Below are 12953 nucleotides of genomic sequence, written 5' to 3'. Positions count from 1 at the left end.
GATCGGCGGCACAGATCTGTTTGAGCGCGCCGAGGGGCGATCCGCTATCGGATCGAAGGCCATCAGGGCTCGGCGGACTCAGACGCAGCCCCCGTACGCCGTGGCTCACGTCGCCCATCGCCACCGTCAGCTTGGCCAAGGCCTCCACCATGTCGTCGAACCCCGATCTCTTCTCCGTCTCCAGCGGCGCGAGGCTCGACGGGATCGCGTGGCGCAGGTGCAGTTCCCCGGGTCTTGTGCTGGGATGGCGCGCTTCGCCGGTGCTGCGATATGGATCTGTCGACGCGGCGTGACGTCACCGTCAGCGCCGACACATCTCGTCCGGCGGCAAGTCCGTCAGTTCGGCCTGCCGCACGAGGGCGGCCTGCATCCGCTTGTCGCGGCGTCCGAGGAAGCGATAGCGTAGGGGAACGTCGACGCGGCGACGGTGCACGGCGTAGACCTGCCCGGTCGCTGGCTCGACGACCACGATGACGCTGTTGGCCTTGCAATCGGTTACCTCGCAGACGAACCCCACCCGCAGACGCCTGCCAAGCAGGTTCATGGATTGCATCGGCGTCGCCGGACCGTTCAGGGCATGGAGGAACCGACCCTCCCGGCTGTCCGGCAAGAAATCAAAAAGCATGGCGGTCCATATCGCCGCATATCGTCCGTCACGGCCCGTCAGTTCCGGAAAGCTCATGGGCCGCTCGGCCCTTGCCGGGTGCATTGCGCCCGTGGCGAGCAGTGCGGCGAGCGAAGCGAGGGTGATACGAAGCATCGGAATCCCACGGCGTAGGGAGGTTGAAAACGGCCCCGGGCGGGGGTGATGACGGGATCGTGGGGGCGTCCCGGTCTCAATCCTCCATCGCGAGCTTGCCGTCGGCCCTTTTCGAAAAGTGTGCCTTCATCTTCGGCCGACCGATGCCGTTGAGCGTCACGGTGAATTCGCGGGCGTAGCCGTCCTTCGGCGCAGCCGGTGTGCAGCCGAACATGCGGAAGTTGGCGATATCCGTCGGATCGTCGACCTTGCCGTCGGGTTTGCCGCCGAGCTGGAGGTTGGTGGCCGCGATCTGCGGCGGCGACATCCGGGCGAATACGCAACGGAAGGCCTGTTCCAGCGCCGACGAAGAGGGCTCGTCGCCGCAGGCTCCCAAGACGAGGCAGAGCGCCCCGGCGAGCGAGGTCGGAATGGTTTTGGTCATCGGGATTTCCATGTCGGTGGGATGAGGGTTCGGCGATGTCCTGCCGGCAGGCGCAGTTGTCCCGGATCGCGGACTTCGCGATCCGGTGGGCATGTCGCCGCGGGGTATGGAGGGCGGAAGGTGTCAGCGAAGGTCGATCGAGACCTGCCGGCGCCCGCTCGGGCAGCAGCGCGGATCCCCGGGCTTCGGCACCGCCACCAGATAGGTGCCGGTCTCGCCGGTGAAGGCGACCTTGCCGGTCGGTACGCCACCGGCGCTTCGGATTGTCCGGACGAGACGCCACCCGTCGGCACCCCTGCGGAAGGCCGCGGCAGCAAGCTGCGTCGCGTTTCCGATCGCGGTCGGATCGGGCAGGTAGGTGATGAACACCAGGGCGGCCGTATCGGCAGGGTTCCGCTTGACCTCGACGTGCTCGACCGCCGAGGTCGCGCAGCGCCGGTCCCGTCCGTCAGGCGTGACGCAGGTCACCGACCGGTCGGACACGAACCAATGTCGGTAGGCGTCGGGCAGGTCGGCTTGTGCGGGGCCGGCCGTCGCCGGGACCGTAAGGCAGACCCCGATCACGAGAACAGCGGCGAGGCGGGACGATCGTCGCATCGGGCCGCCCATCACCGTTCGGCCATCGGCAAGGTGCCGTCGGGTGCCTTGAAGAAGTGGCCCTTGTTCTTGCTCTCCCTGCCGTTGAGGCTGACGGTGAACTCGCAGAGATGGCCCGCCGCCGGCTGGGCCGGCTCGCAACCGATCTTGTGGAAGTCCGTGATGGTGGGCATCGCGATCGCCTGACCGCGCGACCCTCCCATGAGGAAGGACGCCGCCGCGAACTGACCCTGGTATGCCTGTGTCATCGAGCGGGTCATGGCCTGTTGCATCGCGGATTCCAAGGGGTCGTCGGCGCATGCCCCCAGGACGCCGCACAGCGACGCGACGAGAAGGCCGGTGGAAATCCTGATCATCGTAGAATCCATATTGAAGGGGTTGGTTGGTCTCGCCCGGCGGGCGGGTCGCCGGACCCGCCCGCTCGATCGGGCTCACGTGGTTGGGAAGGACGGTGCGGGTCCCGGCTTTCGGGCGCCCTCAGCGCAGGAGCTGGAGGATGCCCTGCTGGGCGGTGTTGGCGAGCGACAGCGCCGAGATGCTGAGCGACTGACGGGTGGAGAGCGCCTGCGAGTTCGCGGCCTCCTCGTTCATGTCGGCGTTGGTGAGGTTGCCCGAGCCGGTGTCGAGGACGTTGATGATCTGCTTGGTGAAGTCCTGACGGGTCTGGACCACGGAGAGGTTCGAGCCGAGGGTTGAGCTCGTCGAGCGCAGGGTCGAGAGGGCGTTGGTCAGGGCGTCGGCGGCCTTGGTCAGGTCGGCGTTGTTCTGGATGCTGAAGTTCGAGCCCGTCGCCGCGACGGACGAGTCGGCCATCAAGCCGAGGCCGAGGTTCGCCGAGGTGACGGTCGAGCCCTGCACGTCGAGCTTGGACTGGGCCTTGCCGGTCTTCTCGTTGAAGGCGATCGACATCTTGTCGCCGTTCAGCAGGTTGGTGCCGTTGAAGCCGGCGTCCTTGGCCGCCTCGTCGATCTAGGTGCGCAGGTTGTTGAACTGGTCGATGAGGGCCGAGCGCGCCGCCGAGGTGCCGCCGCCGGTGATGCCGTTGGTCGAGCCCGAGCCGAGGAGCTTGGCGGTCTCCGTCGCGTCGGGGGCGAACGCATCAGCGGTGACCTTACCGAGGTTGATCGACAGGGCGTCGGAGGCGGTGCCGATGACCTGCATCTGGCCCATCGAATCGACGGATGCGGTGGCGATGCCGGACTTGTTGATCTGGTTGACGATGTCGTTGACCGTATCCGTCGCCCCGATCGTGTAGGCGTAGGTCTTGTTGCCGGCCTTCAGCTGCAGGGTATCGACGTTCGCGGCCACCACGCCGACGTTGCCGGCCGCCGTGGCGCTGGCGGGGGTGGCGGGGGTGGCGGTACCGACGAGGGTCTTGCCGAAAGCGACGTCGCGCGCCGACTTGCCGGTGGCGGCGGTCTCCGTGGCGTTGGCGAGGGCGGCGTTCGAGGTGATCTTGGGCAGGTTGGTCGCCGCGTTGGTCTGGGCCTGGGCGACCACGGACTACATCTGCTTGACCAGGGTGGTGACGGTATCGACGCCCTTGGAGGCGGCCTGGATCGTCTGGATCCCGTTCGAGATCCCGTCGAGGAGGCTTGAGAGGGCCGTGGAGCGGTCGTTGAGGCCGGTGGAGGTGAAGTAGTTCGTCGGATTGTCGAGGGCGGTGTTGGCCCTCTTGCCGGTGGAGAGGCGGTTCTGGTTGGTGGACGCGAGGGCCGCCGTGTCCTGCAGAGAGAGCAGGTTCTGGCGCGTCGCGGCGGAAAGCGTGACGGAAGAGGACATCGGGAGGGACTTTCGGCGGTCGCGGGGATCGCGATGACCGTTGAAGTCTCGGGCTGGCGGCCTTGCCGGCCGGGTGGATGTTTCGGGCTATCGCGTGCAACTGGGGTACGCTGCGTCTCGACTTGGGTACGCTGCGTCTCGACCGCCTCAGACGTGATCCAATCGGCGATTTTTGATGCTCGGGGTCGTCTGCCTGCGATCCAACCAACCCGCCACTGAGCGGGACTGAACATCGGGCGAGTAGGCCAGCAGGTAGAGCAGCCGCGCAGGCCGCCCCAGTGCGCTCGCGGATGCTGTTAGGAGCGTTCGGATACCGCCCGGGTGTGATCGTCGAGCCAAATGAAAACTGGGCCGCGCCCATTCGAGCAGCGATAATCTACTGCAAACCCATCCGGGATATGGCTGCGATCCACAATTTATTGTACGGTGCCATAAATACATTGATTCGGCTGGCCATCTATGGTCCGATATCAAGTGCAGTGGAGTTTTCATGATCCACGGTCCCTCCGGCCGCTGAATCGGTTGGGAAATTTGGCCTGCCCACATCATGGTTCGCCAACCGTTTCAACGATCCGGTACGACCAAACAGGTGAGGAAGCACGCCATGGACGCCACTTGTCGATGCCTGAATTGCATCATGCCTCCGCATATACTGAGAAGATTGCTCGGTAGCGGAAATGAAGAGGTCCGCAAGGCTGCCTTGAACACTTTGCTGGGAACAGAGCGCCTTCGCGGCCAGCGCGCAATTCGTGCCGCTGCAGGTATAGGGGTCGCGATCGCTCCCACGAGTGGTCGTCGAAGCATCTTCGACTGCCAAGGCAGCACCCGCCTCATTTCGGCGAAGCTCGCCCGGACCGAGCAGGGGCCTCCCTCCAAGGATGCATCCGTAAATCGAGCATTCGACGGCCTAGGTTCCACCCGCGACTTCTACCAAAAGGTCTTACAAGCGGAATTCCATTGATGGAAAAGGAATGCGGCTCGATGGCTACGTGCATCGGGGACGATACTATAACAATGCGTTCTGGGACGGGCAGGAAATGGTTTTTGGAGATGGTGACGGCGTCCTCTTTACTGATTTCACCGAATCCTTGGATGTGATCGCTCACGAACTCACGCACGGCGTCACCGAACATACGGCCGGACTGGAGTACCACAACCAGTCCGGCGCCTTGAACGAATCAATGTCGGACGTATTCGGATCCCTGGTAAAGCAATGGAAGCTGGGCCAATCCGTGGAGACGGCGGATTGGCTCATTGGAACGGAGATCTTCACGCCGGCGCTGAGGGGCGACGCCCTGCGCTCGATGAAGGCGCCTGGATCGGCTTACGACAGCCCCGATCTAGGTAGGGATCCACAACCTGACCATATGAGCAGGTACGCACGCCTTCCTGATTCCGAGGAAGGTGACTTCGGCGGCGTGCACATAAACTCCGGCATCCCGAACAAGGCCTTCTACCGGACCGCCGCCAACATCGGGGGCAATGCCTGGGAGGCGCCGGGCCTGATCTGGTACGAGTCGCTCAAGGCGTCGGGTCCCACTACGGACTTCCAAGAGTTTGCCGATACGACAGCCGCGAAGGCCGGGCAACTGTACGGTTTCCGTAGCGAGGAGCAGCAAGCGGTTGCCGATGCCTGGGCCGAGGTTGGCATCAGCATCATGTCGCCGTCCGATGCTCGTGCCCGTGCTTTGGCCGAAGCGGAAGAGCGAGGGTCTGAGCCAGACGGCGACGCGCTCACGACTCTCGTGCGCCAGATCGCTGCCTTGTCCAATCAGGTTGATGCACTGTCCCGGGACGTAGGCGCGATCCGAAAGGCAGGCCAGAACGGGTCCGCCTCACCCGAGATCCATTCGGATGCCTCCGCCAGCGACGGCGGCCGCCGTGGCGGTCGCGGAGGCACACACCGGAAAGAACTCGCGTGAAGGTCACCTACGCCGACAAAGGCGGCTGGGCGGCGCAGTTCAACATGCGTGCTCCCCCGGCTGTCCTGGATGTCGGGGCATTGCCCCGGGCAGACCGTGAGAAGCTCGAACGACTCATACAGGCTGCCTTTGCTTGTCCGTTGCGTGAGGAGGGCATCGATCGGAAGGCTGCCGGAAGCTACACCATCACTGTCGAAGACGAGAGCGGCTGGCGAACGCTATCTGTGGCCGATGTTGAGGAGGAAAACGAGCCTGCCGCCGCAGCCCTGCGTGAATGGATCAAGGGATACTTGAGCCGTCGGTAGTGGGGGATCCGATTTGTGGGATCTATTTTCGAATTTTCAAGGAAGTCTTGTTGGATAAAGACAATGGCAGGGTACAAGGATTACGCTGCAATGCTCGATGGCGGACCGCTACGCTGGGTGTTCTTCGATGTAGGCGAGACCCTAGGCAGGGCGGTGGCCACGCCGTTCGGGTTGCGGTTGGAGCCGTTCGCGTCGTCGCTGGCGCTTCTGGAGACGATGCGGTCCACCCTTGGATTGTGTGTCGGCGTCCTTAGCAACATACCGGACGATATGGCCGTACGGGAGTTCCGGGCGTTGCTGGATCGCGCAGGGATCCTGATCGCGCTGGATGCAAATGGGGTTATCACGAATCGAGATGCTGGTGCGAGCAAGCCTGACCCGCGTGTCTACGCCTATGCTGCCGAACGGGTCGACGTGCCTATTGGCCAGTGCCTGTATGTCGGGGAGGATCTCATGGAGGTCGAGGGAGCCCGGAAGGCTGGTATGGCTTGCTTGGTGAAGCCTGTATCTGCTGGATAGGGGGCTCTGCGTACGCTCAGGAGGCCAGCCCAACGTCGCCCTTGGTGGTTGGCTTACGCCAGCGGACGACGCCAGAACCGGGATCGTCCCGTCGGGGCGGTTCTGTATACCCGACAGCGCAGTTGCGGCCTCGACGCAAGGCCCCAGATCATTCGACTTAGTCTCGCGGCAACGTACCCGAAGCTGCCTGGCGGGACGATATCCCCTGTGCTCAGCCTCGGAGACAAGCGCTGAGACAGTCTCTTGGCTTCCCTTCACAGATCTCGCAGCCACGTCAACGGCGGATCAGATGTGCTTCCTCCACCAGGGGTGTGGGATGACTTCACCTCGGCCGGCCACAGCCCGTACTCCCGATGAAACGCTCGGCTGAATACCCGCGCGTTGGCAAAGCCAGCTTCGTGGGCGAGTCGCGCCACCATCGGCCGAGGGGCCTCGCCAGGGTGAGTGAGCCGCCGCATCGCCGCAACGAGCCTGCGGTCGCAGATGTAGGCATGAATCCCACCCTCGGCGGCGAACCGCCGGTAGAGCGGCGCCCGTGACAGGCCGAAGCGCGCCATCAGCATAGGCACGTCGACCCGTTTGAGGTTGTCCTCGATAAATCGGCGCAGCGCGATGCCGGTCGCGACCTCGGGAGGTCGTGATCCTCCCCCGATTTCACGGACAGGGGGGTTAGCTCGCGTTCCGCTCGGCCTGCTCGGGGGTGATGTAGCCGAGAGCCGAATGGATGCGCTGTCGATTGTAGTAGCCCTCAATGTAAGCGAACAAGTCGCGTCGAGCCTCGTCCCGGGTCGCCCATCGTTGTTGGTGGACGAGTTCGACCTTGAGGGTGTGGAAGAAGCTTTCCATCGGTGCGTTGTCGTAGCAACAGCCCGTCCGGAATCACCGACGCCCGGCCGGTGACTGGCTCGGCCGCGTATGCAGGGACAATGGATAGGACAAAAGCGATGGCGTGAATGCGCATCGTTTTCATTTATTACGACCGGCTTGGATTTACTACCGAGCCAGCCGAGATAAAAGGTCTTCTCGGATATACGACAAACGGCGCTTTGATTCGGCAACCCGCCGGCACGAAGGTTGGCAGACGGATAAACCTGCAGGCCGCCCTTCAATCAGGCGGCTTGGCCTCCTGCAAGGCCTTTCGCAAGTGATCCAGGAGAGCTTCCTGCTTCGTCAGGGATATGGGCATCAAACACTTTCCGGCGTGGTGGATCCCAAGATGCCACGTACCGATAAGAGAAAATCAAAAGTGGAATCAGAATAAACCCTACCAATAAAAAACATGCAAAAAGAGATAAAATCATCCATTGAATTATCTGGAGTTTCAGAGGCATCGTCGGTGACGCTTTTGAATAAACACTTTCATTCTGTGTTTTCATCCCGTAGAGAACGGCGGGGTATTTGTTGTGTCGCCCTGATAGGTAAAGCTGAACGAACTCGCCTTGGGTCTCGGTGAACACGGAGTTCACCTCGTTGTGCATGGTCAATTTGCCGAGGAATTCCCGTTTCCCATCGGGCATGACGACCTTGACGCCGTTATAGGTCACGAAGTCGCTCCCCATCTCCATCACGCCGAGATCGATCAGGCGAGCGCGAATATTCCAATGTGCCATTGCCCCGGTTCCTTGCTTGCGGGTTGAATGTCAGAAATCGGAGAACTCTTCGAAGCGCAGCGTCGAGTGGGCGCTCCGCTTCGAGGAAGCGACGATGGCGCAGGAGTTCGGATCGCGATGGGGAGCCAGACCTCGCAGTTCGATGGTGGAGCCCTTCGACCAACCCATGACCCGGTACGGGGCCGGTTCGCAGCCGGCCTTGAACACGTAGGCCGTCCCGGAGACCCGGCCATCGGTAGCGAAGGCGCCCCTGAAGAGGACCGTGCCCTTACCCACGGCCTTGCGGATCGACGCCTTCGGGACGTCGTAGCGGATCACGCCGGCCCGCTCGTCGACCAGGACCTCGCTGCCATTGTGGGTGTACGATGCGCCCTCGTAGCCCTTGGGGCGGGGGGCGAATCCTTTTGCGGATGCCGGCTGTGCCTTGGTTGAGCCAGGAAGCTTTGGCCCTTCCTTGACCGCTCCCGTCGCCAAGTCGACCTCGTACCGCTGCGTCCCGGAGAGGCAGCAGCGGGCATCCCCGGGCATGAGCGCCGCCATCGTGAAGATGGCTCGTCCGCCCTCGAAGGATAGGCTATCGGGACCTTCGCCCCACACGCCGCGAATATTGCGCACGAGGACCCATCCGTCATCGGAGCGACGGAACTGTCCGACCGCATGAGAGACGGCGTTGCTCACGCTGGCGGAGTACAGGACGAACACCAGGGCGTTGTTCTCCCCAGCATCGTAGAAGGTCGAGAAGGTGATGGCCCGGCTCATGTCGCAAGGGCCTTCGTCGAGATTCCGGTCGAAGCAGGTCAGTTCCCGGCCCGCCGTGAACCAGCGCTCGACGGCAGCATGTGATGGGCCAGCCGGTACGGCACCCTTTTCCAGGCGTGCCGGGCCAGCAGCCGCACCGGTCAGTCCCATGCCGAGCAGGCATGCGATCAGTATGGTTCTCATGGGGAGTTCTCGCGCATCGAAGAGGTGGGTTCGGCCCACAGGCCATCGCCGGTGCCTGTGGGCTGGGTTTACCGAGGGGGACGGGCCGTCAGGCGGGACCGGGATGCCTTCAGCGGAGAAGCTGGAGGATGCTCTGCTGCGCTGCGTTGGCGAGGGAGAGCGCCGAGACCGCGAGCGAGTTGCGGGTCGATAGCGCCTGGGAGTTCGCCGCCTCCTCGTTCATGTCCGCGCTGGTCAGGTTGGCCGAGCCGGTGTCGAGGATGTTCCCGACTTGCTTGGTGAAATCCTGGCGGATCTGGACGTTCGACAGGTTGGAGCCGAAGCCGGACTGCAGGCTCTTGAGGCTGGTCAGGGCCGTCTTGAGGGTGTCCTGCATCGCCGCCAGGCCCTTGTCGGTCTGGATGTTGAACTCGCCATCGCTAGCGGTCCCGTTCACCGCCTTGCTGACGCCAAGGCTGTCGGCGGACAGTTTCCGTCCGGCGACGCTGAGCTTGGACTGATCCGATCCGGTCTTCTCGTTGAAGAGGACGTTCAGGGTGTCGCCACCGAGAAGGTTCGTGCCGTTGAAACCGGAATCCTTAGCGATCTGGTCGATCTGGGTGCGCAGGTCGTTGAACTGCGAGGCCAGGGCCGTGCGGGCCGCGGAGGTTTTGTCGCTCGACAGGCCGGTCGTGTAGGCCGCCGCCGTCAGTCCGATGGCGGTGTTCGACGTGCCTGCTTCTGCCGCAGTGAGCGCGGCGGCTGCGTCGGTCCCGCCACCCAGGCCGACCTTCAGGCTGTCCGAGTTGCCCGTCACGGTCAGCTTGCCGGCATCGTCGACGGAGGCCGTCGCAAGGCCGGATCCGTTGATGGCATCGACGAGGTCGCCGACCGTCGCCGTCGGGTCGAGGGTCTTGGTGAAGGTGTTCTCTCCGTCCGTGAGCGTGATGGCGAGTTTGTCGCCCGCGATGCCGAGGGAGCCTGCGCTCGCGTCGGTGGGCCGGCCAGCGGTTCCACCCAGAGCCATCGCCATCGCCGTGGTGCGCAGGCTGGTCCCGGCCGCCTTGGCCTCGGCAGCGGTGGCGAGGGCTGTACCGGTCACGGTCGGACGGTTGGCGGCGGCATCCGACTGTGCCTGAGAGATGGTGGATTGGAGCGACTTCACGAGGTCGGCGATCTTCGACGCGCCGGTATTGGCCGCCTGGATGGTCTGGATGCCATTGGAGATGCCGTCGAGGAGGCTCGACAGCGCCGTCGAGCGATCCGACAGGCCTTGCGCGGTGAAGTAGTTCACCGGGTTGTCGAGGGCCGAGTTGACCTTCTTACCGGTCGAGAGGCGGTTCTGGTTCGTGGCGGCGAGAGCGGCAGTGTCCTGGAGCGAGAGCAGGTTCTGACGTGTGGCCGCAGACAAAGTGATGCCGGTAGACATGAATGTACCCACCCGATGCTATGAGCCGCTGGGATTTGCGACAGGCTAAGGGTGGTTCGATATGGTTTATGCAGAAATAAATAGTTAGACTTGTTCAATTGTTACTTGGTACTTTTCATCCTGAATTGGGTATTTTTCGTCCAGTAGATCATTTTGACGAAATTCGCACAGGATTTATGCCTTTAACTCAACCAGAGATGTTGACTTGATTATAAGGTTGCACCATGCAGAAGGGATCGGAGTGGATCTCCGAGGCTATTAAGCCAAGAAATATGATATAAAGTCGGCGATCTAAGATGAATATCGACCAACAGCCGGGTAATATTCAAGATGCAGCGAAACGTAAGCAGGCTTGGCGCGATGCAATCTCGCCGGTTTTTCACGCTTACATCGATGACGATGTCGAGGTCTCTCCCAACGTCCAGATGAAAAACTACAATCTGCAACGCTGCCTTTTTGGGTTCCTCACGGCGCCGCAGCAAAGGATCGAGCGGTCTGCTCAACAGATCTCGCAGCAGGGCATCGACCATCTCCTTTTGCGTATCTACCTCTCCGGCAAGGCATCCCTGCGGCGCAATGGGAGCGAGATCGATGTCGAGGCCGGACGGTTTACGGTGTTCGACCTCTCCCAGACGATGGTGTCGGATGCCACAGAGGTTTCGAGCATCAATCTCCTGATACCCCGGCGGTCGTTCGAGCGCAGGCTCGGCGATCTATCTCCGCGGCACGGAACGTCCTTCAGGTTCGACGCAAACCCGATCACCCGCCTGATGTCGGATCACCTTCGCAGTCTTTCCCATTGCATCGAGACTGCGACGGCCGATCAACAGGACAGCCTGTCCATCGCCACCATCGCGCTCGCCAACGCAGTGTTCACCGATCCGACGAGGGATAGTCCCTACGAAAGGGAGACGATCCTCGGCATTTCGATCCGCCAGTTCATCGAGGCAGACCTCTATTCCTTCGACCTGGGGACCGAAAAGCTCACCGCCCGCTTCGGCATATCCCGAACCGCCCTGTATGGGCTTTTCGAGCAGGACGGGGGCATCGCGACCTACATCCGCGACCGCCGTCTGTCGCGGGCAATGCGCATTCTCGCCGGCCTTGAGGGAGGCCCGAAGCGCCGGATCTCGACCATAGGCTACGAGTGCGGGTTCGAGACCGAGAAGATGTTCAGTCGCGCCTTCACGAGGAAGTACGGGATCAATCCGAGCATGGTCGATGCGACCTACCGCACCCAGGCCCGGTTCGAGCATGGCGCCACGCTGATGGCGTGGATCAAAGAACTTTGACGCATCACCGGGCATGCCCGTGCAACGACGAATTCCCATGGCTGATGCTCTCTCGCTGTCGCCTTCCAAGACCCAAGGTCCGAGAATCGAGGTTCTGTCCCGCGGCACTGATAGTGCTCGCCCACCGTTGCTCCTGGTTCATGGCGCCTGGCACGCAGCCTGGTGTTGGGTCGAGGGCTTCCTGGATCACCTCGCCGCCCAGGGGCGGGAGGTACATGCCCTTAGCCTTCGAAGGTATGGGGGTAGCGACGGGCATGACCGGCTGCGCAGGACACGGGTGCGCGACTACGTGAATGACGTCACCCAAGTAGCCGGAAGCCTTCCACGGCCTCCGATCCTGGTCGGGCATTCGATGGGTGCGTTCATCGTTCAGAAGTACCTTGAGACCGGGACGGCGGCAGGCGCGGTCCTGCTTGCGCCAATGCCCCACTATGGCTTCGCATCGACCGCCATCCGCTTTTTACTGAATGACCCCATCGGCGTGCTCAAGGCGAACCTGAGCGGCAGCCTAAAGCCGGTAATCTCGACCCCCGGCAAGGCACGCCGCCTCTTCTTCTCGGCCAGGATGCCCGACCATGAAGTCGAGCGCCATTTCGTCCGCCTGCAGGACGAGGCCTTCCTGGCCTACCTGGACGTGATGTGTCTCGACCTCTGCAAACCGTCCCGCGTCACCACTCCCATTCTCGTTCTCAGTGCGGAGGACGACGCCATATTCACCCGGCGACAGGTCGAGGCCGTCGCGAGGGCTCATCGGACCACGGCGGAATTCTTCCCCGACATGGCCCATGACATGATGCTGGAGAAGGGATGGGAAGCCGTTGCTACCCGGATCGGGGGCTGGGCTGACGATCTGTAGGGTCAAAACCCAATCAGCTTCACGTTGGGAAGGGCCGTCGAGGGTTGGGAGCGGAGCTGCCTCTCTAACCGGAGGCGGACGCTCCGCCTCCGACCCTTTGCAGAAGGCCGGAACGTCCGCTTGCGGGCTGCTCGGTGACGCAGTGACCTACGGCCGAGACGGGTGGTAATCCGTCCTCTGAAGATGACTGAACGGTTTTGAGCAAACGAGATGCAAATGGATGATCGGCAAAAGCGAGCCGTGGGTGCACTCGCCAGCATGGTGCGGCAGTATCTTAGTCAAGACCGTGAACGGCAGGCTATCGACAGCGTAGCCATATCAGCGGGAGAGCATGCAATCTGTTCCCTGGCAGAATACGGATACATCGAGGTCATTCTCGATGGCCGGACCTTCGGGCGCTGGACAGCCTTAGGTCTCGCGCTACTGGATTGGGACTACCCAGCCTCGGATCAGGCGTCAAAGGTCTTCCCAGAACCATCAAGCGTAATTCTACCCCCACCCTGCAATTAGTCTGCAATCGGTCGCAGGCGGAACGT

General features: G+C 62.5%; 13 protein-coding genes and 2 pseudogenes. 5 read left to right on the top strand and 10 right to left on the bottom strand.

The genetic code is table 11. The features are described 5' to 3' along the window. Positions 1-301: 301 nt before the first annotated feature. The 5 genes and pseudogenes from ASF08_RS21015 to ASF08_RS20995 form a co-directional block, all read right to left on the bottom strand. Positions 302-760 (bottom strand): Ivy family c-type lysozyme inhibitor, encoded by a 459-nt coding sequence (locus ASF08_RS21015; protein ID WP_082473313.1) that lies wholly within the window; start codon positions 758-760, stop codon positions 302-304. A gap of 76 nt (positions 761-836) precedes the next feature. Further along, on the bottom strand, positions 837-1184 hold the full coding sequence (locus ASF08_RS21010) for a hypothetical protein (RefSeq protein WP_156629678.1): 348 nt from the start codon (positions 1182-1184) through the stop codon (positions 837-839). A 123-nt stretch (positions 1185-1307) separates the two neighbouring features. Further along, positions 1308-1781, bottom strand: coding sequence for a hypothetical protein (locus ASF08_RS21005; protein WP_156629677.1), 474 nt, complete (start codon positions 1779-1781; stop codon positions 1308-1310). A gap of 11 nt (positions 1782-1792) precedes the next feature. After that, positions 1793-2137 (bottom strand): hypothetical protein, encoded by a 345-nt coding sequence (locus tag ASF08_RS21000; RefSeq protein ID WP_056149174.1) that lies wholly within the window; start codon positions 2135-2137, stop codon positions 1793-1795. A 121-nt stretch (positions 2138-2258) separates the two neighbouring features. Continuing rightward, positions 2259-3563, bottom strand: a pseudogene (locus ASF08_RS20995) (flagellin N-terminal helical domain-containing protein). A 971-nt stretch (positions 3564-4534) separates the two neighbouring features. Between ASF08_RS20995 and ASF08_RS20990 the strand changes: the two are divergent. The 3 genes from ASF08_RS20990 to ASF08_RS20980 all read left to right on the top strand — a co-directional run bounded on the left by ASF08_RS20990 (position 4535) and on the right by ASF08_RS20980 (position 6309). Further along, a complete protein-coding gene (locus ASF08_RS20990) occupies positions 4535-5485 on the top strand; it encodes a M4 family metallopeptidase (protein WP_200931885.1) in 951 nt (316 codons plus the stop codon). After that, positions 5482-5790 carry a protealysin inhibitor emfourin gene (locus tag ASF08_RS20985; RefSeq protein WP_056149172.1) on the top strand — a complete coding sequence of 103 codons (309 nt, stop codon included), beginning with the start codon at positions 5482-5484 and terminating at the stop codon, positions 5788-5790. Before ASF08_RS20990 ends, ASF08_RS20985 begins: the two co-directional genes overlap by 4 nt. 63 nt (positions 5791-5853) lie before the next feature. Continuing rightward, positions 5854-6309 (top strand): HAD family hydrolase, encoded by a 456-nt coding sequence (locus ASF08_RS20980; RefSeq protein ID WP_056149170.1) that lies wholly within the window; start codon positions 5854-5856, stop codon positions 6307-6309. Between the two features lie 254 nt (positions 6310-6563). On the opposite strand, the gene ASF08_RS26275 is transcribed toward ASF08_RS20980, so the two are convergent. The 5 genes and pseudogenes from ASF08_RS26275 to ASF08_RS20965 all read right to left on the bottom strand — a co-directional run bounded on the left by ASF08_RS26275 (position 6564) and on the right by ASF08_RS20965 (position 10269). Then, on the bottom strand, positions 6564-6866 hold the full coding sequence (locus tag ASF08_RS26275; protein WP_443136831.1) for a helix-turn-helix domain-containing protein: 303 nt from the start codon (positions 6864-6866) through the stop codon (positions 6564-6566). Positions 6867-6978: 112 nt separating this feature from the next. Continuing rightward, positions 6979-7185, bottom strand: a pseudogene (locus ASF08_RS24380) (IS3 family transposase); the annotation flags it as partial. A 233-nt stretch (positions 7186-7418) separates the two neighbouring features. Further along, positions 7419-7919 carry a hypothetical protein gene (locus tag ASF08_RS24375; protein WP_082473312.1) on the bottom strand — a complete coding sequence of 167 codons (501 nt, stop codon included), beginning with the start codon at positions 7917-7919 and terminating at the stop codon, positions 7419-7421. A gap of 30 nt (positions 7920-7949) precedes the next feature. Continuing rightward, positions 7950-8861, bottom strand: coding sequence for a hypothetical protein (locus ASF08_RS20970; protein WP_056149166.1), 912 nt, complete (start codon positions 8859-8861; stop codon positions 7950-7952). A 109-nt stretch (positions 8862-8970) separates the two neighbouring features. Beyond that, the gene (locus tag ASF08_RS20965; RefSeq protein ID WP_056149164.1) at positions 8971-10269 is read right to left on the bottom strand and encodes a flagellin N-terminal helical domain-containing protein; all 1299 of its coding nucleotides are present in this window, start codon (positions 10267-10269) and stop codon (positions 8971-8973) included. Positions 10270-10565: 296 nt separating this feature from the next. Between ASF08_RS20965 and ASF08_RS20960 the strand changes: the two genes are divergently transcribed. Continuing rightward, positions 10566-11561, top strand: a complete 996-nt coding sequence (locus ASF08_RS20960) for a helix-turn-helix domain-containing protein (RefSeq protein ID WP_056149162.1) — start codon at positions 10566-10568, stop codon at positions 11559-11561. 13 nt (positions 11562-11574) lie between these two features. Then, positions 11575-12417, top strand: coding sequence for an alpha/beta fold hydrolase (locus ASF08_RS20955; RefSeq protein WP_082473311.1), 843 nt, complete (start codon positions 11575-11577; stop codon positions 12415-12417). The last annotated feature ends 536 nt before the right edge of the window (positions 12418-12953 follow it).

This window comes from Methylobacterium sp. Leaf85, from assembly GCF_001422125.1.
Lineage (GTDB): Bacteria > Pseudomonadota > Alphaproteobacteria > Rhizobiales > Beijerinckiaceae > Methylobacterium > Methylobacterium bullatum.
This window is presented reverse-complemented; position numbering and strand designations above follow the sequence as displayed.

Excerpts from the sequence above, each read along its gene's own strand:
- ASF08_RS21015 (WP_082473313.1), bottom strand. The coding sequence starts at position 760 with ATGCTTCGTATCACCCTCGCTTCGCTCGCCGCACTGCTCGCCACGGGC.
- ASF08_RS21010 (WP_156629678.1), bottom strand. The coding sequence starts at position 1,184 with ATGACCAAAACCATTCCGACCTCGCTCGCCGGGGCGCTCTGCCTCGTC.
- ASF08_RS21005 (WP_156629677.1), bottom strand. The coding sequence starts at position 1,781 with ATGCGACGATCGTCCCGCCTCGCCGCTGTTCTCGTGATCGGGGTCTGC.
- ASF08_RS21000 (WP_056149174.1), bottom strand. The coding sequence starts at position 2,137 with ATGATCAGGATTTCCACCGGCCTTCTCGTCGCGTCGCTGTGCGGCGTC.
- ASF08_RS20990 (WP_200931885.1), top strand. The coding sequence starts at position 4,535 with ATGCGGCTCGATGGCTACGTGCATCGGGGACGATACTATAACAATGCG.
- ASF08_RS20980 (WP_056149170.1), top strand. The coding sequence starts at position 5,854 with ATGGCAGGGTACAAGGATTACGCTGCAATGCTCGATGGCGGACCGCTA.
- ASF08_RS26275 (WP_443136831.1), bottom strand. The coding sequence starts at position 6,866 with ATGGCGCGCTTCGGCCTGTCACGGGCGCCGCTCTACCGGCGGTTCGCC.
- ASF08_RS24375 (WP_082473312.1), bottom strand. The coding sequence starts at position 7,919 with ATGGCACATTGGAATATTCGCGCTCGCCTGATCGATCTCGGCGTGATG.
- ASF08_RS20970 (WP_056149166.1), bottom strand. The coding sequence starts at position 8,861 with ATGAGAACCATACTGATCGCATGCCTGCTCGGCATGGGACTGACCGGT.
- ASF08_RS20965 (WP_056149164.1), bottom strand. The coding sequence starts at position 10,269 with ATGTCTACCGGCATCACTTTGTCTGCGGCCACACGTCAGAACCTGCTC.
- ASF08_RS20960 (WP_056149162.1), top strand. The coding sequence starts at position 10,566 with ATGAATATCGACCAACAGCCGGGTAATATTCAAGATGCAGCGAAACGT.
- ASF08_RS20955 (WP_082473311.1), top strand. The coding sequence starts at position 11,575 with ATGCCCGTGCAACGACGAATTCCCATGGCTGATGCTCTCTCGCTGTCG.